Origin of the sequence: Pseudoalteromonas sp. S1608 (assembly GCF_005887265.1) — a bacterium.
Lineage (GTDB): Bacteria > Pseudomonadota > Gammaproteobacteria > Enterobacterales > Alteromonadaceae > Pseudoalteromonas > Pseudoalteromonas undina.
Genome location: NZ_PNDK01000018.1, coordinates 19,177 through 43,276, shown reverse-complemented (window position 1 = coordinate 43,276; position 24,100 = coordinate 19,177). Strand labels below are relative to the sequence as shown.

Annotated in this window: 22 protein-coding genes and 1 tRNA gene; 14 read left to right on the top strand and 9 right to left on the bottom strand. The window is 40.3% G+C overall.

Translation table 11 applies throughout. The features are described from left to right. Positions 1 to 9 precede the first annotated feature (9 nt). Positions 10 to 1,107, top strand: a complete 1,098-nt coding sequence (aroC, locus tag CWB75_RS08755) for a chorismate synthase (protein WP_138570430.1) — start codon at positions 10 to 12, stop codon at positions 1,105 to 1,107. A gap of 62 nt (positions 1,108 to 1,169) precedes the next feature. Here aroC and CWB75_RS08750 read toward each other — a convergent pair whose 3' ends face one another. Both CWB75_RS08750 and CWB75_RS08745 read right to left on the bottom strand, forming a co-directional pair. Next, on the bottom strand, positions 1,170 to 2,285 hold the full coding sequence (locus CWB75_RS08750) for a lipase family protein (protein WP_249362321.1): 1,116 nt from the start codon (positions 2,283 to 2,285) through the stop codon (positions 1,170 to 1,172). 39 nt (positions 2,286 to 2,324) lie between these two features. Further along, entirely contained in the window at positions 2,325 to 2,969 is a 645-nt protein-coding gene (locus tag CWB75_RS08745; RefSeq protein ID WP_249362320.1) for a DUF6795 domain-containing protein, read from the bottom strand. Between the two features lie 185 nt (positions 2,970 to 3,154). On the opposite strand from CWB75_RS08745, the gene CWB75_RS08740 reads away from it, so the two are divergent. After that, positions 3,155 to 3,541: a DUF4112 domain-containing protein gene (locus tag CWB75_RS08740; protein ID WP_010391373.1), complete on the top strand. Its 387-nt coding sequence runs from the start codon at positions 3,155 to 3,157 to the stop codon at positions 3,539 to 3,541. Between the two features lie 45 nt (positions 3,542 to 3,586). On the opposite strand, the gene CWB75_RS08735 is transcribed toward CWB75_RS08740, so the two are convergent. Beyond that, entirely contained in the window at positions 3,587 to 4,285 is a 699-nt protein-coding gene (locus CWB75_RS08735; RefSeq protein ID WP_138570428.1) for a 2'-5' RNA ligase family protein, read from the bottom strand. A 212-nt stretch (positions 4,286 to 4,497) separates the two neighbouring features. Here CWB75_RS08735 and CWB75_RS08730 point away from each other — a divergent pair, with 212 nt between their 5' ends. From CWB75_RS08730 to CWB75_RS08715, 4 genes are all read left to right on the top strand, one after another. Then, entirely contained in the window at positions 4,498 to 5,052 is a 555-nt protein-coding gene (locus CWB75_RS08730) for an elongation factor P hydroxylase (protein WP_138570427.1), read from the top strand. Further along, complete coding sequence (locus CWB75_RS08725) at positions 5,042 to 6,184, top strand: ATP-NAD kinase family protein (protein ID WP_138570426.1); 1,143 nt, start codon at positions 5,042 to 5,044, stop codon at positions 6,182 to 6,184. The genes CWB75_RS08730 and CWB75_RS08725 overlap by 11 nt, the downstream gene beginning before the upstream one ends. A gap of 3 nt (positions 6,185 to 6,187) precedes the next feature. Beyond that, complete coding sequence (locus CWB75_RS08720) at positions 6,188 to 6,463, top strand: YfcL family protein (protein WP_010391380.1); 276 nt, start codon at positions 6,188 to 6,190, stop codon at positions 6,461 to 6,463. Between the two features lie 143 nt (positions 6,464 to 6,606). Further along, the gene (locus CWB75_RS08715) at positions 6,607 to 8,166 is read left to right on the top strand and encodes an AbgT family transporter (RefSeq protein WP_138570425.1); all 1,560 of its coding nucleotides are present in this window, start codon (positions 6,607 to 6,609) and stop codon (positions 8,164 to 8,166) included. 1,031 nt (positions 8,167 to 9,197) lie between these two features. Here CWB75_RS08715 and CWB75_RS08705 read toward each other — a convergent pair. Together CWB75_RS08705 and CWB75_RS08700 are read right to left on the bottom strand one after the other, a co-directional pair. Further along, positions 9,198 to 11,027, bottom strand: coding sequence for a DEAD/DEAH box helicase (locus tag CWB75_RS08705; RefSeq protein ID WP_054202149.1), 1,830 nt, complete (start codon positions 11,025 to 11,027; stop codon positions 9,198 to 9,200). 160 nt (positions 11,028 to 11,187) lie between these two features. Further along, positions 11,188 to 11,451 (bottom strand): GrxA family glutaredoxin, encoded by a 264-nt coding sequence (locus CWB75_RS08700; protein WP_008114535.1) that lies wholly within the window; start codon positions 11,449 to 11,451, stop codon positions 11,188 to 11,190. Positions 11,452 to 11,741: 290 nt separating this feature from the next. Between CWB75_RS08700 and CWB75_RS08695 the strand changes: the two genes are divergently transcribed. Then, a complete protein-coding gene (locus CWB75_RS08695; protein ID WP_010391385.1) occupies positions 11,742 to 12,188 on the top strand; it encodes an Hsp20 family protein in 447 nt (148 codons plus the stop codon). A gap of 59 nt (positions 12,189 to 12,247) precedes the next feature. Here the strand turns inward: CWB75_RS08695 and CWB75_RS08690 are convergent, their stop codons facing one another. The 4 genes from CWB75_RS08690 to CWB75_RS08675 form a co-directional block, all read right to left on the bottom strand. Further along, positions 12,248 to 12,763 carry a hypothetical protein gene (locus CWB75_RS08690; RefSeq protein ID WP_138570423.1) on the bottom strand — a complete coding sequence of 172 codons (516 nt, stop codon included), beginning with the start codon at positions 12,761 to 12,763 and terminating at the stop codon, positions 12,248 to 12,250. Further along, complete coding sequence (locus CWB75_RS08685) at positions 12,760 to 13,950, bottom strand: peptidylprolyl isomerase (protein ID WP_138570422.1); 1,191 nt, start codon at positions 13,948 to 13,950, stop codon at positions 12,760 to 12,762. Before CWB75_RS08685 ends, CWB75_RS08690 begins: the two co-directional genes overlap by 4 nt. Then, on the bottom strand, positions 13,950 to 14,963 hold the full coding sequence (locus CWB75_RS08680) for a phospholipase C/P1 nuclease family protein (RefSeq protein ID WP_138570421.1): 1,014 nt from the start codon (positions 14,961 to 14,963) through the stop codon (positions 13,950 to 13,952). The genes CWB75_RS08685 and CWB75_RS08680 overlap by 1 nt, the downstream gene beginning before the upstream one ends. Positions 14,964 to 15,123: 160 nt before the next feature. Next, on the bottom strand, positions 15,124 to 16,677 hold the full coding sequence (locus CWB75_RS08675) for a cryptochrome/photolyase family protein (RefSeq protein ID WP_138570420.1): 1,554 nt from the start codon (positions 16,675 to 16,677) through the stop codon (positions 15,124 to 15,126). Positions 16,678 to 16,902: 225 nt separating this feature from the next. Here CWB75_RS08675 and CWB75_RS08670 point away from each other — a divergent pair. From CWB75_RS08670 to rpsO, 7 genes are all read left to right on the top strand, one after another. After that, a tRNA-Met gene (locus CWB75_RS08670) sits at positions 16,903 to 16,979 on the top strand. Between the two features lie 279 nt (positions 16,980 to 17,258). Beyond that, positions 17,259 to 17,714, top strand: coding sequence for a ribosome maturation factor RimP (gene rimP, locus CWB75_RS08665; RefSeq protein WP_138570419.1), 456 nt, complete (start codon positions 17,259 to 17,261; stop codon positions 17,712 to 17,714). 38 nt (positions 17,715 to 17,752) lie between these two features. Next, complete coding sequence (gene nusA, locus CWB75_RS08660) at positions 17,753 to 19,252, top strand: transcription termination factor NusA (RefSeq protein WP_010391392.1); 1,500 nt, start codon at positions 17,753 to 17,755, stop codon at positions 19,250 to 19,252. A 25-nt stretch (positions 19,253 to 19,277) separates the two neighbouring features. Then, positions 19,278 to 21,935 (top strand): translation initiation factor IF-2, encoded by a 2,658-nt coding sequence (gene infB, locus CWB75_RS08655; RefSeq protein ID WP_054202155.1) that lies wholly within the window; start codon positions 19,278 to 19,280, stop codon positions 21,933 to 21,935. 157 nt (positions 21,936 to 22,092) lie between these two features. Then, on the top strand, positions 22,093 to 22,500 hold the full coding sequence (gene rbfA / locus CWB75_RS08650) for a 30S ribosome-binding factor RbfA (RefSeq protein WP_008467148.1): 408 nt from the start codon (positions 22,093 to 22,095) through the stop codon (positions 22,498 to 22,500). Beyond that, a complete protein-coding gene (truB, locus tag CWB75_RS08645) occupies positions 22,500 to 23,444 on the top strand; it encodes a tRNA pseudouridine(55) synthase TruB (protein ID WP_138570418.1) in 945 nt (314 codons plus the stop codon). The genes rbfA and truB overlap by 1 nt, the downstream gene beginning before the upstream one ends. Before the next feature lie 109 nt (positions 23,445 to 23,553). Continuing rightward, positions 23,554 to 23,823, top strand: coding sequence for a 30S ribosomal protein S15 (gene rpsO, locus CWB75_RS08640; protein ID WP_006793376.1), 270 nt, complete (start codon positions 23,554 to 23,556; stop codon positions 23,821 to 23,823). The last annotated feature ends 277 nt before the right edge of the window (positions 23,824 to 24,100 follow it).

Here is a 24,100-nt window from a genome sequence, read left to right as displayed (position 1 = left end):
GGAAAGTTAATGGCAGGTAATAGCATAGGGCAGTTATTTAAAGTGTCCACCTTTGGCGAAAGCCACGGCGTTGCATTAGGCGGCGTAGTGGACGGTACGCCCGCAGGCCTTGAGATAACAGAGGCCGACATACAACACGATTTAGACCGTCGAAAGCCTGGGCAAAGTCGCTATACCACGCAGCGCCGTGAGAGCGATCAAATTAAAATTTTAGCGGGCGTTTTTGAAGGTAAAACCACCGGTACCAGCATTGGTTTATTAATTGAAAATACCGATCAACGTTCACAAGATTATGGCAAAATTAAAGACGTATTTCGTCCAGGTCATGGTGATTATACCTACTGGCACAAATACGGCCTACGCGATTATCGTGGTGGTGGCCGCTCATCTGCGCGTGAAACCGCTATTCGGGTTGCGGCTGGCGCCATTGCTAAAAAGTATTTAAAGCAGTTTCATGGTATTGAAGTTAAAGCATGCTTGAGTCAATTAGGGCCAATAAAAGCCGAAAACTACGATTGGGACGAAGTGGAAAACAATTTATTTTTCTTCCCAGATACAAGTAAGCTTGAAGCACTTGATGAATATATGCGCGAGCTAAAAAAGCAAGGCGACTCAGTGGGTGCCAAAGTAAAAGTAGTGGCTAAAAATGTACCAGTTGGATTAGGTGAGCCAGTATTTGATAGGCTAGATGCCGAACTTGCACATTCATTAATGAGTATTAATGCTGTTAAAGGCGTTGAAATTGGCGATGGCTTTGATGTAGTCGAGCAAAAAGGCTCTGAGCATCGTGATGAGTTAACCCCTGATGGGTTTACCTCAAATCATGCCGGTGGCGTATTGGCAGGTATTTCAACAGGCCAAGATATAATCGCATCAATTGCGCTTAAACCGACATCGAGTATTACTATTCCCGGTAATAGTATTAACACCGAAAATGAAGCGGTTGAAATGATCACCAAAGGTCGTCATGATCCTTGTGTAGGCATTCGTGCTATTCCGATTGCTGAGGCAATGATGGCTATTACTTTAATGGATCATTTACTTCGTCAACGCGGTCAAAACCCACATGTACACCACGAACATGGGCCAATTAAAGGCGCTATTTAAGCGCCTTTAATTATAATAAATGCGGCTGATATTTGATGCCGCACTTACATAACTGACTATACTTAAATACGGTCAATGGCTTGTTTCGCAACCATATAGAGTTTTTTAATCATTAAACCTAACACCCAACGGATAAATTGAGTTGTGAGCTCTACTACCTCGTATGACGCTTTACCTACAAAAGCAAGCATATGGCCAATTAAACCCTTTAACTCTTCTGTAAGCTCTACAAACTTAACCACAGATTCATGTAAGCATCGCGCTAAAATATCATAAAAAGTTAACCCAACGCTAAGACCTGCTTGTGCAGAAATAAAGGCGTATTGGCCAGTTTTCTTTAAAAAGGTAATTAAGCCATCGGTAATAATTCGCTGCCATCTAAGTGAGAATGTCACGTTATAGCGCAGAGCATATTTTAAAACTGTATGATTATAGTGAAGTGTTTTTAGTGAACTTTCCATGCTTCTATAATCTTTGTATGCTGCCACCGTGTTAACATAACCGGGTGTGTCTTCTTCCATTGAGTGTGCACCAATATTAAAAAACGATCCTTCATTCATCGCCGTTTGGTATTCGCTTGAGGTATGACTAAATGGCCAAGCTGGTACGCAGGGTACAGGATCTGCACCGTGCGTTACACGGTACTGACCAACATTGTGTGCAGCTGAATGCACCGAATGATTTAGCACTACCCTTGGCGCACCAAACGTATATAAATTGGTGGGAATACCTTGATCACTTGCCCATATTGCTGGTAGTTGGGCAATCGCACCACCTAAACTATGGCCAACAAGGTGCAAACATTTAGGCTTATGCTGTTTGACATAACTTGCAAACATCGGCTTCATGCTGGTAAAGGCTTTTTCAAAACCAGAGTGCACCTCTAAATTTTTAGGACCGTGGGTAATTGCCACATTTAAGTTTGTTAACCAATCAGCGCAGGAGGTAAAAACGGTGCCACGAATGCCAATAATATGGTGGCCTTTAAATTGTTTTGATGTACCTTCTGCAGTTAAAGCGAAACCTGTAGTGCGGTTTAGGAGTTGATTGATTAAGCCACCACTAACGCCTCTTATTTGGTTGTTGGTGATTTTAAAGTTGTCTCTAAATGTTGGGTGGAAAACACCGCTAAAAATTGTTGAGCTTCTAATATCATAAACCCTTGCTGCGGCGCTCACTGCAATGCTTGGCGGTAATACTGCTTGGACTTTTCCATGTTAATCTTCCTTGATGTTACGTTCAGTTAAGTTATCAAAATCACCATTATTAATTCTATACTCTCTATCTCCGTCATATAACCAAAATGGCATATAGTCGGTTTCCCAACGACAAATACTCGATGCTACATAATTTAAATGTTTGTTATTATTTTTTTTAAATTCAAAAGCAACTCGTTTATTAGTTAATTCACACTCCAGGAAAGCTAATTTTTTACTATACTCGGGAATTTCTTTAATTCCTGATTGGTTTGCAACCCACAATGGAATTAAAGTGCTGTCTTTTTCAATAAAAATTTCTTGCGAAACACGGTTTTCAACTATTAGCTTATTGGGCATTGAGGAAAGAATCGTTTTTTTAGGAAAATGAAAGCGCCCATCTTCATCTGTAGTTGCTATATCTCTGCGGACTTTTTCATCTATATAGATTAGTGACCGTATTATTTCTAAATTTGCAACGGGTGTGCCTTTTTCTGTAACAACCCCATTGACTTCAGGGCTTAAAAATACTTCTTTTTTCTTTCTGAACCAGCTAAACATATCTCCTCCTTGACTAATGACTGGGAAAATAATCAAATATGCAATAATAAACAAAATAGTGAATTGAGGGCTGTAACTAGATTTATTTATAGGCAATCCTTGCATATTATTGGACTTTAAAGATGAGAGTACACTATTTAAAATGAATCTACAGTAAGCTTTTATATAGCCTCGAACTTTGATACTTTTAGTGTAAAGTATTGCGTTTAGTATATACAGGCTATACATCTTTATTGCCGCTCAATAATTTAAATGTGCTCAGCGCACCTAAAAATAAGAGAGCTGTTAGTATGCAAAAAAACAATCAAGCTTCCATCTCACAAACTGAATATAAAGCCACCATAAAACGACTCGAAGAGTTTAGCCGCTTTACTGATAGCAGTATTGGTATTCCGTTTACTAAATTTAAATTTGGTGTAGAGTCGCTGATTGGGCTTTTACCTGTGATAGGTGATTTAGCAGGGCTTATTTTGTCTGGCTATGTACTAATTGAAGCGCAGCGCTTAGGTGTTAGCAAGCGAGTAAAAAGCCGTATTATTATAAATATGTTGATTGATTTTGTTGGCGGGCTCATTCCATTTTTTGGAGATATTTTTGATGCCATGTTTAAAGCAAATACGCGTAACACCCGCATACTTAAAAAACATTTAACAGATAAGCTAACTACAAACCCATAAACCATTTAAGTTAATAAGTGTGTAATTAGCCCTGTTATTAACTATTTATTTGGCATCAAAAAAGTACTTAGCGAGTATTTCTTTTTGTTGACCAAATTGATCAGACACTCCAATTCCAATCCCAATTATTTCCCCTTGTGCCTGCGGCGGCTCAGCGTGCAGCGCTTTTTGTACTAACGCTAATGCAGGATTTTTCTCATTTGCAAGTAGGGTTAAATGCGGCTGAAAATTTTGAAATACATTAGGGCTGCCATAACGTTCAAAAGCCACAAGTTTATTAGGATAATGCTTTACCCAACTTGGCACTGGTGCTTGATGATCGCGAAGCGGCTCAAGCTTAAGGGTAACCTCATCTGCCAATCGTTGTAATTGATATGATTTTTCTAAGTTTATAAATGCCCAATTACTTGGTGATACACTAAATCCATTGGCTTTTATCTCAAACGACTGATGTTCTTTTACAATGCGCTCAACCATTTGCTTAATTTCGTTTTGTGCTTCAAGTGGGTAATCCGTTAAATACAAGGTGGCATGCACGGGTAACCCTTGTTGGTAAAACGTAGTAATTTGGTGCGTAGCCAATTCATCGCTGGTGTTAGCGACTAGCTCAACAATAGGCTTAGAAGGAATAGCAAATACGTTAATACTTATGCTTTTTGCATAACTGCTGGCAGAAGTAGCCAACAGAGTTAAAAAAGTAAAAGAGATAAATAGCCACGAAAAAGAGCTGTGTTGTTTAACCATAAGAGTGAGTCAATTTAGGTTTTTGGTTGGTGTATGGTAAGCGTAATTAAGCGTTCAGTAAATAAAGTATGGTAAGGAAACCTTAATTAATGCATCGCTAATTTTTTACTTTGTAGATAAAAGTACGTACAATTCGCCTCGTTTTTAGTGTGCTTTATACTAATTTCATCTGTCTTTAAAGCATCGGGTTCAAACGAGTATACGAAGTATTTATGCACCAAGTAGCTGATCTAATTTCTATTTTCGAACACACTTTTTACCAAAGCTATAACACGCGTTTGGTAAAAGGTGATCATGAGCCTATTTACATTCCCGCAAATGATACAACCCCGCATCATCAAATTGTGTTTGCTCATGGTTTTTATGCCAGTGCACTACATGAAATAGCTCATTGGTTAGTGGCAGGCTCGCAACGCCGTTTAAGTGAAGATTATGGTTATTGGTATTGCCCTGATGGGCGCGATGCTACACAGCAAGCGGAGTTTGAATCAGTAGAGGTAAAACCTCAAGCAATAGAGTGGGCATTGAGTGTGGCTGCTGGGTTTGATTTTAACGTATCGGTAGATAATTTAAATGGTGAGCAAACTTGTCGATTTGCGTTTCAATCACGTGTTCATGCAAAGTTATTAGAGTTGTTGCAAAACGGGTTTAACCCGCGAACAACCTTATTATTAAAAGCACTGTGTAAATTTTATAACACCACGTGGCCATTACATGCTGCGCAGTTTTCATGGCATTCTCCCGAGGAGTTAAAAGATGCAGTTTAAGTTAGGATTGATTGTAAACCCGGTCGCAGGGCTCGGTGGTACTGTGGCGCTTAAGGGCAGTGACGGTGAAGATACCGCAGCTAAAGCCATTGCATTAGGTGCAGAGCCTAAGTCAAATAGCCGCACTAAAGCTGCACTTGAAGTGCTTGTACCTCATCAATCAAACATTACTATTTATACTGTTAATGATGAAATGGGGGAGCAAACAGCAAAAGCGTTGGGCTTTAATACGCAAGTGGTTTATCAAAGTAACTCACCCACAACCAGTGATGATACCGAAGCTGCAGCTCGTTTATTACAGCAACAAGGTGTTGATTTAATCTTATTTGCTGGTGGCGACGGAACGGCGCGCAACATTTGCCATGCTGTAGAAGACTCGGTACCCGTGTTGGGCATTCCTGCTGGGTGTAAAATTCATTCCGGCGTGTATGCCATAACGCCAAAAGCCGCAGGCCGTGTAGTTGAAATGCTGGTTAAAGGTGAGCTGGTAACATTAAGCGATGCAGATGTGATGGACATTGATGAAGTGGCTTTTCGCCAAGGAACAGTAAAAGCAAAACGTTATGGTGAAATGCAAGTACCCAGTGAAGTGCGCTATGTGCAAGCGGTAAAAAATGGCGGTAAAGAAACTGACGAGCTGGTGCTAGCAGATATTGCTGCTTATGTCGTTAGTGGAATGGATGCCGATACCCTCTATATCATGGGTAGTGGCTCAACGGTCGGCGCAGTGATGGAAGAGATGGGGCTTGAAAACACCTTACTCGGTGTTGATTTAGTTGAAGATCAAGCTTTAGTAGGGCAAGACCTAACAGCACAGCAGCTTCTTGAACTTACCAAAGAACGTGAAACAAAGTTAGTGATCACCCTAATTGGCGGGCAAGGGCATATTTTTGGTCGAGGCAATCAACAACTCAGCCCTGCGTTAATTAAATCGATAGGGCGCGATAATATTATTGTGGTGGCTACTAAAACAAAATTACAGGCTTTAAGTGGCCGACCGCTGATTTGTGATACCGGTGATAGCAAATTAGATGATGAATTAAGCGGTTATATACGTGTAACCAGTGGGTTTAACGACCATATTATGTATGCAGTAGGTCATCAAGATGGGCTGCACCCAGAGGAGAAGTAACACATGAGTTTAGTAAATTACATAGATGCTGCGCAGCAATATTTTGATGATTTAGTGATAAAAGCAACCGATGACGAGTTATTTGCCGGCGGTTATTTACGCGGCCACTTTGATTTAGCCGTAGGTTATGCACAAGTTGAAGAATTAAATCTAGAAATTGCAGAACTAAACGACACGGTTGAAAAAAGCTTAGTAAAAGCTTATCGCAATGGCGAACTTAATGAAGATGATAAAGCACTCGTAGTAAGAATATGGGATGAAGTAAAAGCACTCGCATAAGCTTTTTTTATTCATTAAAAATAGCGCGGCTACTGAGCCGCGTTTTTTTGTGCCTAAAAAAGAACTTGTTTATTCAGTTAAAATTTACCTCATTACTTAGATACGCTAAAGTAGCATAGTCTAAATTCTAGGGAACAAGTGAAATGAATAACAATAATGATGCGACAATGCCAACTGGCATAGTTGCGCGATTTTTAAATTTTGTTGAGCGGGTAGGTAACAAGCTTCCTGATCCAGCAATTATCTTTTTGTTTGCCATGTTATTAATCTGGTTTTTGTCTTGGTGGTTTTCAAGCGTCACATTTGATGCAATAGACCCTCGTACTGGCGAAGCCATTATCATTAATAACATGCTTGCCAGCGATTCGTTGGCCACTTTTTTATCTTCTATGGTAAAAACATTCACCGGTTTTGCGCCACTGGGTGTAGTACTGGTTGCTATGCTAGGTGTAGGCGTTGCAGAGCATTCGGGCTTTATTAATACCGGCCTTAAATTAATGCTCAAAGTAACGCCTAGAAAATTACTAACACCCTCAATTATTTTAGTGGCTATTGTGAGCCATACGGCTACCGATGCAGGGTATGTGCTGGTTATTCCACTTGCTGGGGTAATATTTTTTGCAGCAGGTCGTCATCCGCTTGCCGGTATTGCAGCGGCATTTGCCGGGGTAAGTGGTGGCTTTGGTGCTAACTTTATTCCATCTGGGATTGACCCATTACTGCAAAGCTTTACGCAAAGTGCAGCACAAATTATTAATCCAACAATGAGCATTAACCCGCTTAATAACTGGGGCTTTGCTTCAGCATCAAGCTTATTTATTGTGATATTAGGTTGGTATATCACCGATAAAATTATTGAACCACGTTTAAAAAATTCACCAGTTGATGGCGAAACTCAAGACCTACCAGCATTTGAAGATGCGCGTAGCGACGAAAAGCGCGCCTTTTTTATTGCAAGTAGCGTAATGATTGCAGGTATTGCATTATTAGCGTATGTATCTGCACCCGCTGATTCAGCGATGCGCAGCAGCGATGGCTCGTTAACAAACTTTAGTTCACCACTAATGCAGTCAATAGTGCCGCTGATCTTCTTACTGTTTTGGATCCCAGGCGCAGTATATGGTTTTACCGTAGGCACCTTTAAAAGCTCTAAAGACATGATAGATGCGATGAGCAAAGCCATGAATGGTATGGCGTATTACATTGTTATGGCATTCTTTTGTTCATTATTTATTGCTGCATTTAGTAAATCAAACCTAGGTGCCTTACTGGCAATTGAAGGGGCTCAAGTATTAAAAGCAATGGAGTTACCAAGCTCTGTGACGGTTGTGGGCATTATTTTCCTAACCGGTTTTGTAAACTTATTTGTTGGTTCAAGCTCGGCTAAGTGGGCACTATTAGGTCCGGTATTTGTGCCTATGCTAATGCAACTCGGTATTTCGCCAGACTTAACGCAAGCGGCGTACCGTGTGGGAGATTCTAGCTCTAATATTATCACCCCGCTCATGCCATACTTCCCGCTAGTGGTAGTGTACTGCCAAAAATACGTTAAAGGCACAGGCATAGGTACGCTTATCGCGATGATGCTGCCGTATTCAATCGCCTTTATGATTGGCTGGAGTATCTTCTTGCTAGGCTACTGGGCACTCGGTATCCCATTAGGACTTGATGCCAGCTACGTGTATCCAGCAGTGGCGCCTTAATTAAACCTTGATTCATAAACCTCACTCACTCGAGTGAGGTTTATATAGTAAGTGTATGTTACCTTTCTAAATCTCTCACTATATAGCCAAATAAACTGGCCTCACCAAAAATATAAACATAATCGTTTTTGTTATTCATTATTGTAGACTTATCGTCGTACCACCTAAAATCATGAGTTTCGTTTGTTTTAGGATCTTTAAAATATAAACGAGTACAATTATCTTCATAATCAGAACCACACTTTTGTACATCAGTTAGGATATATTCCTTATACCAATAGTCGCCTTGCGTGTAGTAAGCCCATAATTTAATGGGGGCAGAGAATAAAAAATAGAGACTTGCATAGATTAACAAAGGGATTAATGGGTACGCGAATATTAATGATAATTTCGTGTTTGTATCTGAAAAACTATATTTAAGATGCTCCCTGTATTTACTGCAGCGTCTATATTTATTGAATACAAGTATATTTAAATAGATGAATGATGCGCCACAAATAATAGGGAATGCTATAAAGAAAATAACTTCGTATATTTCATTTGTGATAAATGGTGGATCTGTAAAGTCCATTAAGATAGGAATAATGATGCATAATAAAATAGGTAACATTATTACTACAAAGAGTAAGTTGTCGTAATTTCTTTTCAATTTTTAATTCGTCCGTGAATTATAGCCTTTGCTTAGTTTACATAAATTTTATTGTTTTAAAAATCAAAGAAAACATGTTTATACACATTAAGTAATCTGAGTTTTGGACAATAAAGCTATCTTAAGCAGCTTTTTCAACGCTAATTGCGTTGAATTTACTTACACTAGGCTAGTAATTGACGCGTAATTTCGCCTTGTTTTCACTGCAATCTCTGGTTAGAGAAAACAAACAAAATATTTTTAATTCAATATTTTAGTTAAGTACCTAATACAGGCTTGCGGCTTCAAGTTACGGAATTTAAGCTGACCTGATACCTGAATTCCAGACACAAAAAAACCCTGGCACTTTCGTGGCAAGGTTTTTTTACTAAAGAGTCGTTGCTTACTTAGCGGTAAAGCTAACTGGGCGACGTTCTTTACGAGGGCCGCTACGCTTATCAGGGCGTTGGCCATCTTTATTAAAGCTACGCTTCTTGTCACCAGCAGGGCGTTCAGAACGCTCGCCGCGTGGCTCAGAAGGGCCTTGATCTTGTGTTAATGTCATACCCATTGGGCGTTTACAAATAAACACTTTTTGGAAGTGATCAAGTACATCTTTAGGCATGTTTTGCGGTAATTGTACCGTACTGTGACTGTCGTGAAGACGAATGTCACCAATAAACTTGCTTGAAATGTCTGCTTCGTTAGCAATTGCACCAACAATGTTCTTAACCTGAACACCATGCTCACGACCTACTTCGATACGGTACGTATCCATAGGACCTGCATCACGGCTATTACGCTCGCGAGGTTTACGCTCAGCGCGCTCACCGCCACGTTCGTTACGACGACCACGGTCACCACGATCATTACGGTCGTTGCGAGGGTTGCGTTCGTTACGTTCACGCGGTTGAATCTTAACTTCTTCAACTTTAATTGGTGATTGTTGCTGTGCTAAACACAGTAATGCACCCGCTAAGTCTTCAGGAGCAAGCTCAAGTTTTTGTGCCATGTTGGCAGCCACTTCGTTGAAGAAAGTAATATCTTTGTTTTCAAGTGCAAGCGTAAGCTTTTCTTGAAGCGCATTAATACGTTTCTCTTCAACAACTTTAGCTGTTGGTAATTCAACTTGTGCGATTTCAGATTTAGTATGACGAATGATATTTTTAAGTAAATAACGCTCGTTATGCTTAACGAAAAGAATCGCTTTACCAGTACGACCAGCACGACCTGTACGACCGATACGGTGAACGTAGGCTTCAGAATCTTGTGGAATGTCGTAGTTGATAACTAAGCTTAAACGGTCTACATCAAGACCACGTGCCGCTACGTCTGTTGCAATAACAACGTTTAGCATGCCGCTTTTTAAACGATCAACTGTGCGCTCACGCGCTTGCTGGTTCATGTCACCGTTAAGTGGAGCAGCAGAGAAACCTTCGCGCTCTAATAACTCAGCTAGTTGAACTGTATCGTTACGTGTACGTACGAAAACAATAGCACCTTCATATTGTTCTGCTTCTAAGAAACGAACAATGGCTTTGTTTTTATGTACGTGTGCATTCCAAAACACTTGCTCTACTGACGATACAGTTGAGTTGCGTGCAGAAATATGAACCTGTTCAGGATTGTTCATATATTTGCTGCTGATGTTTTGAATTTGCTTAGGCATAGTCGCAGAGAAAAGACATGTTTGCTTTTCACGCGGCGTTTTTTCCATGATGTTTTCAACATCATCGATAAAGCCCATACGTAGCATTTCATCGGCTTCATCAAGTACAAGTGCTTGTAAAGCATCAAACTTGATAGTGCCACGGTTTATGTGATCGATTAAACGACCCGGTGTAGCAACAATAATCTGTGCGCCACGACGAAGTGCGCTCAACTGGATGCTGTAGCTCTGGCCACCATATAGTGCCAGTACTTCAACACCACGAGTGTGTTTTGCATATTGTTCAAATGCCTCAGCTACTTGGATCGCAAGCTCACGGGTTGGTGTGAGTACAAGGATCTGTGGCTGTTTCACAGACGGGTCAATATTATTTAGTAATGGCAGTGCAAATGCTGCTGTTTTACCTGTACCCGTTTGTGCTAGTCCCAGTACGTCCTTTCTTTCTAGCAATAACGGTATACATTGAGCTTGGATTTCAGATGGTGTCTTGTAACCCAACTCTTCAACTGCCTTTAAAATTGCAGGAGAAAGATTTAGAGATTCAAACGTGACTGGTTCTGACATTAATACGCCTCAACGAATTTAAAGAGGCGCGCATTGTATAGGAAATACGAGGCAAATGCTTGTATAAATTACAACTAATTTATATGTGTTTGATGTTGGTCGAAATTTAACCAGCTCAAGTTGTGCGTTAATTAAGCTGGTTAACAATATACCTACAAATTTACTGGTAAAGGCCTAGGTTTTCTTTGGCGTAGGCTTCAAATTCAGTAAAACCACCAATGTGTGTTTGGTCTACAAAAATTTGTGGCACAGTCGGGCATGGCTTGCCTGCAGACTTTTCTAAATCTTCTTTACTGATACCTTCTTTGATGATGTCGATGTAGCGGTATTTAAAATCATCGCGGTCATTAGCAAGTTGCTCTGCAACATCTTTAGCGCGAACACAAAAAGGGCAGCCTTCACGGCCAAAAATTACTGTTAACATAACGCTCTCCTCAAATTAGTTGACCCTAGTGTAACTAATTTCATTATTTATTACAGTGCAAAAAAACGATTATTGTGTTCGCTTTTTTTAGGGCCTGTAAAAAAATAAAAAATATTTTATAAAAAAATCTTGAAATAAAATTTTCCGCCCATAAATAGTTATTTGAGGACGCCTGATGGGTCTTCATTTAAACAGAACTATTTGAAAATTATATTATTAATTAAATTTTGCCGTTACTTGTTCAAACGAAAAGTGGCAGCAATATATCGCTTAAATATGAGGATATTATTATGCGTACAGTAGATTTATCACCCCTATACCGTTCATTCATTGGTTTCGATCACTTAGCATCATTAATGGATGCCGCTGCGCGAACTGACAAGCAGCCAAGTTTTCCTCCATACAACATCGAAGCGCTTGATAAAGACAAATACCGTATCACTATGGCAGTTGCTGGATTTAGTGAAGACGAGTTAAGCCTACAATCTGAAAACAACACTTTAGTTGTATCAGGCACTAAAGCAGGTAAAGATCAAAACGATGAGCGCAAATTCATTCATCAAGGCATTGCCGAGCGCAACTTTGAGCGTAAGTTCCAGTTAGGTGACCACGTTAAAGTACTTGGCGCAGACCTAGCCAACGGCTTACTAAGCATCGACCTTGAACGTGAGATCCCAGAAGCGCTGAAGCCGCGTAAAATTGAAATTGGCTCAGGCAATATGCTCGAAAGCAAATAGCTAAGCTAGCACACGTATTTTCCCTGTGAAAAGCCGCCATTTGGCGGCTTTTTGCGTTGTTAGTCTTTTAAATCTATTTGCATTTGTTTTAAAGCGTTAATTTTATCTATCGCAACTTGCAGTTGTTCTTGTGAAAGCTTTTTTTGTCGGCCTTTAGCAAGTAAGTCTTCAAGCTTTAATATTTTGGCTTTTGCAGCAATAACAAAATGTTGTTCTAGCTGTCTTTGCTGTTCAAGATGGAAATCTTGATATGCTTGGTGATTATTTAAATCACCACTGTACTGAGCAATTGGCTGAGTATTTTTTACTATGTTGGGTAAATAGGCCACAGAGGTTATAGTTGGTAAGGGCTGAGGGCTAGTATTACTAATTGTAGCCGTTTTCAATTGCGTGCTTTCTAATTCTTGGGTCATGTCAGCAGCAGTAAGCTCAAGGGACGTTATTTGCTTGACACTTTTAGCTTGGTTAAGACCATCAATATTCTCTATTGTTGGTTTATTAGTATATTGAGTAAAAAGAGTGTAAATACCAATACAAGCTAAAACAATGACAGAAACGAAAATTTTTTTGCTCATAAAATTACTCCCGTCTTATTTTGCCACTTGAGCCAAGTATCCTCATACTGTTGTGCCGCTTTTTGTTTTGCGATGGCCTTTGTTGCTTGGTATCGAACGGTTTCATCTTCTGGCGAAAAGTAATCAAACTGATGCTCATAACTGTGTACCACCACCCATTCACCACTAGGTGTACGTATAACAGCAGAAATGGTGTTTTCTTTAGTTGTGAACGCAAGTTGTACAACCCAACTACTTTTGTTTTTGCGGTTTAATTCATTATTGTATTGAGCATATATATCTTGTTTTCCTGATATTACTAATGCTTGTTCAAGTGATTTGTTATCCGCCAACGTGCGAAAGTCTACAGCATTGGTTCGACTAGCAAATTGGGCTCCGTGGGCTTTTACCTGGCTTAAAAATTTAAACTGCGATTTATTTGCTTGATAAAACGCTTTAATTTCGCTTTTGTTTACTTGTTTCTCTAGCTTTTCAAGAACGGGGCTCTGCATATGCATCATTGTATTTATGCCTAGCCAGCTTTGAATGGAGGGGCGCAAAATGTCTCCTTTAGCTATTTCATACAGATGTTCAATATCAATATTCTGTTTTGCCAAAATCGGTTTGGCTTTTGAAAACGCTATATTGAATTGCCGTTTTTTTATTAATTCTCTTTTGAATAGCTCACTATCTCCTCTATGGAGTTTAAAACGTACCTGCATTGATAGTGCATCGATAAATTCATATAAATTAATAGAGTTATACAAAATAGGGGTTAAATCGATCTGCTGCATTTTTTTAATCAAATTTTGCACATATTGACCATTTTTAGGGTAGGGCCCTAATGTGTGTTTAAGCCATTGACTATCATAAGTGTCAAGCTTTACCTGACTTGACTGTACCTTTATAGCTAACTGCGAATCGAACAGATTTTTTAAGTAACGTTCAACATGGTATTGAGTACTAAAACCAACGGCAGATTGTCGTTTTATTATCGCAGGTATTTTTAGGGTTGCTTGTTGTAATAAAAACTGATTCTCATACAGACGAGTTCTAACTTCATTGATTGTAATTTCAGGTTTGTGCTTTAAATAAGCACGATGCATAAAATTAACTTCATCACTACTGTATTGTGTAAATGAGGCCATTACTAGGGAATGGTAAAAAGCCCCTAGTAATGTAATCACTAAAATAGCCATTTTTTTCATTAGCGAGCAACCATGGCGTGGTTTAATAAGTGCACCACCATTGCTATTGCATGGGGCACTACTTGCTTAGCTATATTAAGGCGATCAAAATGATCTTCTGAGTTGAGTACAATCCCACCTTGTGCATAAGAAAATGAACCGCCTTGAGTTAATAATGGGCGAACATCTTGGCTATTTTTATCTAAAGGCGAGAACGTTTGCATTGCTTGAGTAACGAGTGATAAATCGTTGAGCTGCTCTTGATCATAGTAATCTTTTACCCAACTTTCCCAGCTAGAGTGGTTAAGGTCTGATGTGGTCCATGTGTGGTGAGGTTGTAATAAATCAGTAGTATGAAATACAAACCCTAATACTTGAGGATTTCCGCTTTGTAAGTAACTTTGATACCAATATTGGCCTAAATTATCGATAGGTTGAAATGGCATTTCTTCAAAGTCATCGTACATAGAATAGGTTGAGTTGCTATCGATTCTGTAGTGAGATTCTGTTACACCATAACTGTTATATTTTGAAGAGTCGGCATTGAACCAACCTGTTTCCCCCCCTTTACCATCATCAAGATAGTCACCTTTAAGCCAAGCAGATGCAAGATTATCAATAGTGCCCCAAACGGTGAGCTTCTCATAATTATAACCACCAAAATCGTTTCCATGTTGGTCTGCACCTTGGGTATGATTTTGAAAATGCCAATAGCTTGTATATTTAACTATACTTTGCGCTGCTCCCCATACTGGCGCTTGAACACATGAACCTGTAATAGCACCACAGAAAAAGGTGTCTTCAAAGTCATCTACATCATAAGCAGCTTGTCCCAGCAGCTCGGCTAATTCAGAGATTGTCAGATTGTTTTGTGCAGCGTACTGACGTAGGGCAACATATTCGGTGCTGGCTGGGTGTTGCTGCATATAATTTACGGCATCTAGAACAATACGTTTGTGAGTTTCTTGACTAAAAGCTTGAGCTTGGCTTGTACCGAGTAATAAAAGTGTCGCTGCAATTAATTGTTTTTTCATTTTATTCTCATCATAGTTTGGAGTAAGAGGTGCTATTAAAAAATAAGCTCATTACACTGACATGACAAATAAATTAAACATTTAATTAACAATATTACCTGATTTTGGTACTTTAATATTAACTATCAAGGATACTGCCGCCAATTGACGGCATTTATATTTATAGCTTTTCAATATTATTTAAATAGTTGTTAGCTTGCTCTAAGGTTGCTTGGCGCAATGATTCATCTTGTTTATCCCAATTACGATAAACCATGCCTATTCGCGGGTTTTTCTCAAGTCGTTCTCGGTGTTTTTGCATAAACTGCCAGTAGAGGCTGTTTAGCGGACACGCGTCTTTACCCACTTTTTCTTTTACTTTGTATTGGCAGCTTTTACAGTAGTCGCTCATTTTATTTATATAGTTGCCGCTAGCCGCATAAGGCTTAGTGGCTATGATGCCATCGTCAGCAAACTGGCTCATCCCTCGGGCGTTAGGCATTTCTACCCATTCAATTGCATCGATATAAACACCTAAATACCATTCATCCACTTCATCGGGACTGATGGCGGTTAATAAACAAAAATTGCCTATTACCATTAAGCGCTGAATATGATGGGCATACGCGCTGTCTAAGCTTTGTGTTAATGAGTGGCTTAAGCAATTCATTTTTGTTTTACCATTCCAAAAATAACTCGGCAGTACACGAGTTGCATTAAGCTGGTTTTTGTTGGCGTAATCGGGCATGTTTTTCCAATACACGCCACGCACATATTCGCGCCAACCCAGAACTTGGCGAATAAAGCCTTCAACCTGAGAAATAGATATTTCATCTTGACGTTGGTGGAACTCTTTAACCACGCGGTCGATAACATAGCGAGGGTGTAAAATTTTGGCATTTAACGCAAACGATAACCGGCTGTGATAAAAGGTATCTTTATCAGGACATTGATCTGTCATCGCATCTTGAAACTGACCAAATCGAGGTAGTAAATGCGCACAAAAATGATCAAGCGCACTTATTGCTTGCTTACGGGTTGTTGGCCAGCTTAACTGAGTTTCTATTTGTCCAAAATATTCTACGTTATGCGAATCTAAGCGCTCAATAATGGCACTCACGTCATTTTTAAATAATTTAGGCCCAGGAATATCGGCTAAATCACTTTTTGAAAACTTATTACGGTTATTGGCATCAAAGTTCCATTGCCCACCGGCAGGTTTGTCATCTTCCATTAAAATATCAAACTGCTTACGCATTGCCCGATAAAAATGCTCCATGGTGACGTGTTTATCTTTTTTAAAGCGTTTATCTATGTCGTTAAATGCTAATAAAAAATGCTCGCTGTCACAGGCATTCACCGTTAACTCGCTATTAGTCGCGAATTCGTGAAGCTGTGTTTTTAAACGGTACTCATCTGGGTATTGATATTCAATAGATGTACATTCATGCTGCTTGGCTAAACGCTTTAAAAGAGCGGGTAAGTCATCATCGTCTTTGGTGTCATCTAGCGTGAGATGTAAAACATTGAAGCCAGCATCTTTTAATGCATTAGCGAAGTTTTCCATGGCTTTAAAAAAGGCTGATATTTTTTGCACATGGTGTTTTACATAGTGTGCTTCTTGCATAAGCTCAGCAATAACAAATACTGTGTCGTCTGATTTGTCTTTAAACCACGAATGAGCAGGATTGAGCTGATCACCTAAAATCAATCTTAGTGTGTTGTATTTTTTCATAATTAGCCAAAATTTATTTTTATACGCTGTATTTGAAAAAGCGATCGATTTCTACATGTCGTTTTAATCATAGAGCAAAGCAATAAACAGCATTGCTTTTTTTATCAACTTATTAGTTATTATGGTTGCTAATTTAGCGGCACATCCTTATAATAGCGGCCATTGTTTAGTAGGTTATAAAATTTACTAACAGCGATATTAAGTTATTAACTTTTTATCTATTGGCGCGGGATGGAGCAGTCTGGTAGCTCGTCGGGCTCATAACCCGAAGGTCGTTGGTTCAAATCCGGCTCCCGCAACCAATCTTAATAGTAGGTTTAAACTTACTACTTTATATCGCGCATTCTAAGTAATGCGCGTTTTGCGTTTAAGCTAATGAAGTTTAATTTGGTCAGGGTACTGACTCGCAACCAAGCTTGGCCCTAGGCCACACAGTTTTGCGTTTTTTGGTGTGACGCCCCGCTTGGTTCGGGGCGTTGTTGTATCTGCACCGTTTGATTTAATGTTTATCGATTAAATCAAAATTTAAACTCAGTATTTTAGGGCTATAAGCCCTTTTTTTGTTTGTATGGAGGATTTTCGTGACAAAACTTGAACAAGATTTAGTAACCATGTTAACGCCTGCGGTAGAAATGCTAGGCTTTGAATTACATGGTCTTGAGTTTGTACAAGCGGGTCGCCATTCTACCTTAAGAGTATACATTGCTCACGAGGATGGAATTTCAGTTGACAACTGCGCAGATGCCAGTCGTCAAATTAGTGCGATTTTAGACGTCGAAGACCCGATTACAAACGAATATGATTTGGAAGTGTCGTCTCCTGGTGTTGATCGTCCATTATTCAAACAAGATCACTACGAGCAGGCGCAAGGAGAGGAAGTACGCGTGCGTACTAAGCTTCCACAAGACGGTCGCCGTAATTTTAAAGGCGACTTAATAGCAGTTAGCAGCGATATGATCACATTATCTAGCGATGATGCAGAGCATTTAATCATGCTTAGTAACATTGAACGTGCGAACATAATCGCAAAGTTTTAATTCGAGTGCGAAGGAATAGGGCAAGCGAGGCATTACCCATGGCAAAAGAGATATTATTGGTTGCTGAAGCCGTTTCCAATGAGAAAGCGGTTCCAAAAGAAAAGATTTTTGAAGCTCTAGAGTTCGCATTAGCGACAGCGACAAAGAAAAAGCATGATGGTGAAATTGATGTACGTGTTGCAATTGACCGTAAAACTGGCGATTACGATACATTCCGTCGCTGGCAAATAGCTGAAGTATTAGAAGATGGTTCTTTAGAGAATCCATACAGCGAAATCACGTTAGAAGCTGCTCAAGTTGAAGAACCAGACTTGAAAATGGGCGACTACGTAGAAGAGCAGATTGAATCAATTAAATTTGACCGCATAACAACACAAATGGCTAAGCAAGTAATCGTACAAAAAGTACGTGAAGCAGAGCGTGCCTTAGTGGTTGAAGCGTACAAAGATCAGCAAGGCGAGCTAGTAACGGGTGTTGTTAAAAAAGCAACGCGTGATGCAATCGTACTTGATTTAGGTAATAACGCAGAAGCGGTTATTTACCGTGACGACATGCTGCCACGTGAAAACTTCCGCCCAGGCGATCGTATTCGTGGTCTTCTATATGAAGTTAAACCAGAAGCACGTGGTGCACAGTTATTTGTAACCCGTTCTAAACCAGAAATGCTGATGGAATTATTCCGCATTGAGGTGCCAGAAATTGGCGAAGAGATGATTGAATTACGTGCCGCAGCTCGTGATCCAGGTTCACGCGCTAAAATCGCAGTTAAGTCTAATGATAAGCGTATAGACCCTGTAGGTGCGTGTGTTGGTATGCGTGGCGCACGTGTTCAAGCGGTATCGTCAGAACTTGGCGGTGAGCGTGTTGATATCGTACTTTACGATGACAACCCAGCACAGTTTGTTATTAACGCAATGGCACCAGCAGAAGTGGCTTCAATCGTAATGGATGAAGACACTCACTCAATGGATATTGCTGTTGAAGCTGATAACTTAGCACAAGCTATTGGTCGTAATGGTCAAAACGTACGTTTAGCAAGCCAGTTAACTGGCTGGGAATTAAACGTAATGACCGTTGATGAAATGCGCGCTAAGAACGAAGCTGAGTCAGATAAGTTAATTAACTTATTTACTGAAAACTTAGATATTGATGACGAGTTTGCGTCATTACTTATCAACGAAGGTTTCTCAACACTTGAAGAAGTTGCGTATGTACCTGCTTCTGAGTTTTTAGAAATCGACGGCTTAGATGAAGAAACAGTGGACGTATTACGTTCACGTGCAAAAGATGCATTAACAACGAAAGCCCTTAAAACGGAAGAAAGCTTAGAAGGCGCTGAGCCTGCTGAAGACTTACTTGCGCTTGAAGGCTTAGAGCGTCATTTAGCATTTGTTATGGCAAGCAAGGGTGTAGTAACACTTGAAGACTTAGCTGAGCAAGGCATTGATGAGCTTGTAGATATTACAGAGCTATCTGCAGAGAAAGCGGGCGAGCTAATTATGGCTGCACGTAATATTTGTTGGTTTGCAGACGAGTAATTTATTAACGGAGGTATTAGAGACTATGGCAGAAGTAAATGTTGAAAAACTAGCCGGTGATATAGGTACAACTGTTGATAAATTGCTACAGCAGTTTTCACAAGCCGGTATTACTAAACAAGCAGGCGATAATGTAACAGAAGCTGAAAAAGCAACGTTACTTGATCACCTAAGCAAGCAACATGGCGGTACTGGATCTGAAGGTCCAGCGCGTATGACATTGCAACGTAAGAGCAAAAGCACATTAAGTGTGACTGGCTCTACGGGTAAAGCAAAGGCTGTGCAAGTTGAAGTTCGCAAAACCCGCACTTACGTGAAAAAAAGTGCTGTTGAGCAAGAGCAAGAACAGCAACGTCTAGCCGCTGAAGAAAAAGCGCGTCTTGAAGAGCAGCAAAAAGCTGAACAAGAAGCCGCAGAATTGAAAGCGAAACAAGAGGCAGAACGTAAAGCGAAAGAAGACGCTGATCGTAAAGCCAAAGAAGAAGCTAAACGCAAAGCAGATGCTGAGCGTAAAGCGAAACAACAGCAGATGACCCCTGAGCAAAGTGCTAAGTCTGAGAAAGATCGCATCGAAGCTGAGCGTCTGCAAAAAGAAGCAGAAGAGGCCGCATTGAAGAAAGCTGAAGAAGAAGCGAAACGTCAAGCAGAAGAGGCAAGAAAGCTAGCTGAAGAGAATTCAGCACGCTGGAAGAAAGAAGAAGAAGAACGTAAGAAACGCGAAGAAACCGCGGATCACCACCTTACGACTTCAACTTACGCACGTGAAGCAGAAGATGTAGCAGATGCTCGCGAAGAGCAAGGCTCACGCCGTGCGAAGAAAAAGAAAAAAGCGCCAGCAAAAGATAAATTTGCAGCGTCTAAAGGTAAAAAAGGTAAGCTAAAAGCGCCAGCGTCATTACAGCACGGTTTCCAAAAACCAACGGCTGATGTTAAAAACGAAGTGCGTATTAGTGAAACAATTACAGTTGCTGAGCTTGCGTCACGCATGGCTGTTAAAGGCGCTGAAGTTGTAAAAACAATGATGAAAATGGGTGACATGGTTACGATTAACCAAGTTATTGACCAAGAAACTGCGCAACTTGTTGCAGAAGAAATGGGCCATAAAGTTATCATCGTTAAAGAAAACGAATTAGAGCAAACAGTACTTAACGACCGCCATGAAGATGGTAAGTCTGAGCCTCGCGCTCCAGTAGTAACTGTTATGGGTCACGTTGACCACGGTAAAACGTCAACGCTTGATTACATTCGTTCAGCTAAAGTTGCTTCAGGCGAAGCCGGTGGTATTACGCAGCACATTGGTGCATACCACGTTGAAACTAACGGCAACATGATCACTTTCCTAGATACTCCGGGTCACGCCGCATTTACATCTATGCGTGCTCGTGGTGCAAAAGCGACTGATATCGTAATCCTAGTAGTTGCAGCCGATGATGGTGTAATGCCACAAACTAAAGAAGCGGTACAGCATGCTCGCGCAGCTGGCGTTCCTTTAATCATTGCTGTTAACAAAATGGATAAAGAAGGCGCAGATCCAGACCGTGTTAAAAACGAGCTAGCTCAGCTAGACGTTATCCCAGAAGATTGGGGCGGTGATACGCAATACGTTCACATCTCAGCTAAAACAGGTCTTGGTATTGATGACCTTTTAGAAGCAGTATTAATGCAATCTGAGCTGTTAGAACTAAATGCACCTAGCGAAGGTATGGCTGCAGGTGTTGTTATTGAATCACGTCTTGATAAAGGCCGTGGTCCAGTAGCGTCTATTCTTGTTCAATCAGGTACGCTTAACCAAGGTGACATTGTATTATGTGGTCTTGAGTATGGCCGTGTTCGTGCAATGCGCGATGAAAACGGTAAAGACATTAAATCTGCGGGTCCTTCTATCCCTGTTGAGATTTTAGGTCTTTCTGGTATTCCAGCAGCGGGTGATGAAGCAACAGTAGTTAAAGACGAGCGTAAAGCACGTGAAGTTGCACTTTATCGTCAAGGTAAATTCCGCGATGTTAAATTAGCGCGTCAGCAAAAAGCGAAGCTTGAAAACATGTTTACTAACATGACTGAAGGCGACGTGTCTGAAGTTAACGTAGTACTTAAAGCAGACGTTCAAGGTTCAATTGAAGCAATTTCAGACTCACTAACTAAACTTTCTACTGATGAAGTAAAAGTGAAGATTGTTGGTTCTGGTGTTGGTGGTATCACTGAAACAGATGCAACTCTTGCTGCAGCGTCTAACGCAATCGTAGTTGGCTTTAACGTTCGTGCCGATGCATCAGCGCGTAAAGTGATTGACTCTGAAAACTTAGACCTTCGTTACTACAGCGTAATTTACGCACTTATCGAAGAAGTTAAGCAAGCCATGTCTGGTATGCTTGCTCCTGAGTTTAAACAAGAGATCATTGGTCTTGCTGAAGTACGTGATGTATTTAAGTCTCCAAAAATTGGCGCAATTGCTGGTTGTATGGTTACTGAAGGTACTATCAAACGTAGCGCACCAATTCGTGTACTTCGTGATAACGTGGTTATTTACGAAGGTGAACTTGAGTCATTACGTCGCTTTAAAGATGACGTACAAGACGTTCGTAACGGCATGGAATGTGGTATCGGCGTTAAGAACTACAATGACGTTCGCGTTGGTGACCAAATCGAAGTATTTGAAACAGTTGAAGTACAACGTAGTCTTTAATTGTTGTTAGGTGGTGTTGGACATTCAAGGTCGTACCTCGATAGCCCAACATACCCTATGCTAAGATTTTAAATGGGGGCTCAGCCCCCATTTGTGTATCCATTATTTAGTTAACTTATTATTGTTTTTCAATAAGTTATAATTTTAGGAAAGTGAAATGAGAGAATTTTCTCGCACTGATCGTGTTGCTCAGCAAATTCAAAAAGAAATTGCTGTGATTCTACAACGCGAAATTAAAGATCCGCGCTTAGGCATGGTGACAGTGTCTGCGGTAGAAGTATCACGCGATTTATCTTATGCCAAAGTTTTTATCACGGTGTTTAACACTGAAGACGAAAATGCAGCAAAACAGAGTGCAAAAGTACTGAACGAAGCAACGGGCTATATCCGTTCGTTACTAGGTAAACGTATTCGCGCACGTATTATGCCAGAGCTTAAATTTGTGGTTGATAACTCATTAATGGAAGGGATGCGCATCTCTAACTTAGTGGACTCTATCATTCGTGAAGATAATGCTAAGCATGTTGATGATGAAACAGATAGCGAAGAAGGCACTAAAGACTAATGGCAAGACGCAGTAAAGGCCGTCCAGTTGATGGTATTTTGTTGTTAAACAAACCAGAAGGCATTTCATCAAACAAGGCATTACAGCAGGCTAAAGGTATTTATTTTGCGCAAAAAGCGGGGCACACAGGTGCGCTTGATCCGCTTGCGACCGGCATGCTGCCAATTTGTTTTGGTGAAGCGACTAAGTTTACCCAGTTTTTACTCGATACAGATAAAACCTATGTTGTTCGAGCTAAGCTAGGTGAACGTACTACCACATCAGACTCTGATGGCGAAGTGGTCGAAACTCGCGATGTGAATGTTACTTCCCAATTATTAAGCGAAGAGATTGCTAAATTTTTAGGTGAGTCAGACCAATATCCATCAATGTATTCAGCGCTTAAATATGAAGGTAAACCTTTATATAAATATGCGCGTGAAGGCATAGAAGTTCCTCGCAAATGTCGAAAAATTAACGTATTTAGCTTAACGCTTGATGAGTTTGATGAGCAAGCTAACGAGATACAAATGACTGCACATGTATCTAAAGGTACGTATATTCGTACTATCGTTGATGACTTAGGTGAAAACTTAGGCTGCGGCGCGCATGTGATTATGCTGCATCGTAGTGCTGTTGGGCATTACCCTGCAGATAAAATGGTCACACTTGAGCAGTTAGAAACGTTATTAAATCAAGCGAAAGAACAAGACGTTGCGCCTTCCACTTACCTTGACGAACTATTATTGCCAATGGATACTGCGTTAGTTGATTTACCCGTTGTGGAAATTACTAAAGAGCAGGGAGTGGCATTTAGCCATGGTCAAGCTGTGGTGTTGGGTAAAGCCCTGCCTGAAGGTGCAATAAAGGTACTGGCTGACGGAATATTTATTGGTACGGGCGAACGTAATCCTGATGGCCATTTAAAATCAAAGCGCGGCTTGTCTAATCAACAACCAGAGTAAAGTTTAACTTGTAGTTATGCTGATAATTGGTAGAATACGCCCGCTTAATCGTTTTGGCTGAATTAGTGATCGGCTAAAGCACCTATTAAATTTAACTTTTGGAGTTATTATGTCACTAAGCAATCAAGAAAAAATCGATATCATTGCTAAATTCGCACGCGCTGAAGGCGACACTGGTTCACCTGAAGTACAAGTAGCATTACTTACTTTTGATATCAACAAGCTTCAAGGTCACTTCGCTGATCACAAGCATGACTTCCACTCACGTCGTGGTCTGCTTCGTAAAGTAAGCACTCGCCGTAAACTGCTTGATTACCTTAAAGGTAAAGATATCTCGCGTTACACTGCGTTAATCAAAGAGCTTGGCCTACGTCGCTAAGAACTTGATTATCAAAAGGGGAGCTTTTTAGCTCCTTTTTTTGTGTCTAAATTTCCCCATACCCACTATCCACATCGATTAATCCCCTTGAAATATCAGCTAAAAGCCACATTGTAAGTAACAGCAAAGTACATAATTTAGCAACGCGTTTATCTCTGGACTAAGCTCGCAATTTTACCTGACTTTGTTATATACTATGGCGCGTAGATAAAAAGGTTTATTTACGGTTATTTACATCATTGCCAATTGTAGTACTTAATTGATTTCCAACTGAATA

Bases quoted from the DNA above. Each gene is read 5' to 3' on its own strand.
- CWB75_RS08725 (WP_138570426.1), top strand. From the start codon at position 5,042: ATGCAGTTTAAGTTAGGATTGATTGTAAACCCGGTCGCAGGGCTCGGT.
- CWB75_RS08675 (WP_138570420.1), bottom strand. From the start codon at position 16,677: ATGAAAAAATACAACACACTAAGATTGATTTTAGGTGATCAGCTCAAT.
- CWB75_RS08735 (WP_138570428.1), bottom strand. From the start codon at position 4,285: ATGGTTAAACAACACAGCTCTTTTTCGTGGCTATTTATCTCTTTTACT.
- CWB75_RS08690 (WP_138570423.1), bottom strand. From the start codon at position 12,763: ATGAGCAAAAAAATTTTCGTTTCTGTCATTGTTTTAGCTTGTATTGGT.
- CWB75_RS08740 (WP_010391373.1), top strand. From the start codon at position 3,155: ATGCAAAAAAACAATCAAGCTTCCATCTCACAAACTGAATATAAAGCC.
- CWB75_RS08700 (WP_008114535.1), bottom strand. From the start codon at position 11,451: ATGTTAACAGTAATTTTTGGCCGTGAAGGCTGCCCTTTTTGTGTTCGC.
- CWB75_RS08695 (WP_010391385.1), top strand. From the start codon at position 11,742: ATGCGTACAGTAGATTTATCACCCCTATACCGTTCATTCATTGGTTTC.
- CWB75_RS08680 (WP_138570421.1), bottom strand. From the start codon at position 14,963: ATGAAAAAACAATTAATTGCAGCGACACTTTTATTACTCGGTACAAGC.
- rbfA (WP_008467148.1), top strand. From the start codon at position 22,093: ATGAGAGAATTTTCTCGCACTGATCGTGTTGCTCAGCAAATTCAAAAA.
- CWB75_RS08730 (WP_138570427.1), top strand. From the start codon at position 4,498: ATGCACCAAGTAGCTGATCTAATTTCTATTTTCGAACACACTTTTTAC.
- aroC (WP_138570430.1), top strand. From the start codon at position 10: ATGGCAGGTAATAGCATAGGGCAGTTATTTAAAGTGTCCACCTTTGGC.
- CWB75_RS08720 (WP_010391380.1), top strand. From the start codon at position 6,188: ATGAGTTTAGTAAATTACATAGATGCTGCGCAGCAATATTTTGATGAT.
- nusA (WP_010391392.1), top strand. From the start codon at position 17,753: ATGGCAAAAGAGATATTATTGGTTGCTGAAGCCGTTTCCAATGAGAAA.
- infB (WP_054202155.1), top strand. From the start codon at position 19,278: ATGGCAGAAGTAAATGTTGAAAAACTAGCCGGTGATATAGGTACAACT.
- CWB75_RS08745 (WP_249362320.1), bottom strand. From the start codon at position 2,969: ATGCAAGGATTGCCTATAAATAAATCTAGTTACAGCCCTCAATTCACT.
- CWB75_RS08685 (WP_138570422.1), bottom strand. From the start codon at position 13,950: ATGAAAAAAATGGCTATTTTAGTGATTACATTACTAGGGGCTTTTTAC.
- truB (WP_138570418.1), top strand. From the start codon at position 22,500: ATGGCAAGACGCAGTAAAGGCCGTCCAGTTGATGGTATTTTGTTGTTA.
- rpsO (WP_006793376.1), top strand. From the start codon at position 23,554: ATGTCACTAAGCAATCAAGAAAAAATCGATATCATTGCTAAATTCGCA.
- CWB75_RS08705 (WP_054202149.1), bottom strand. From the start codon at position 11,027: ATGTCAGAACCAGTCACGTTTGAATCTCTAAATCTTTCTCCTGCAATT.
- CWB75_RS08715 (WP_138570425.1), top strand. From the start codon at position 6,607: ATGAATAACAATAATGATGCGACAATGCCAACTGGCATAGTTGCGCGA.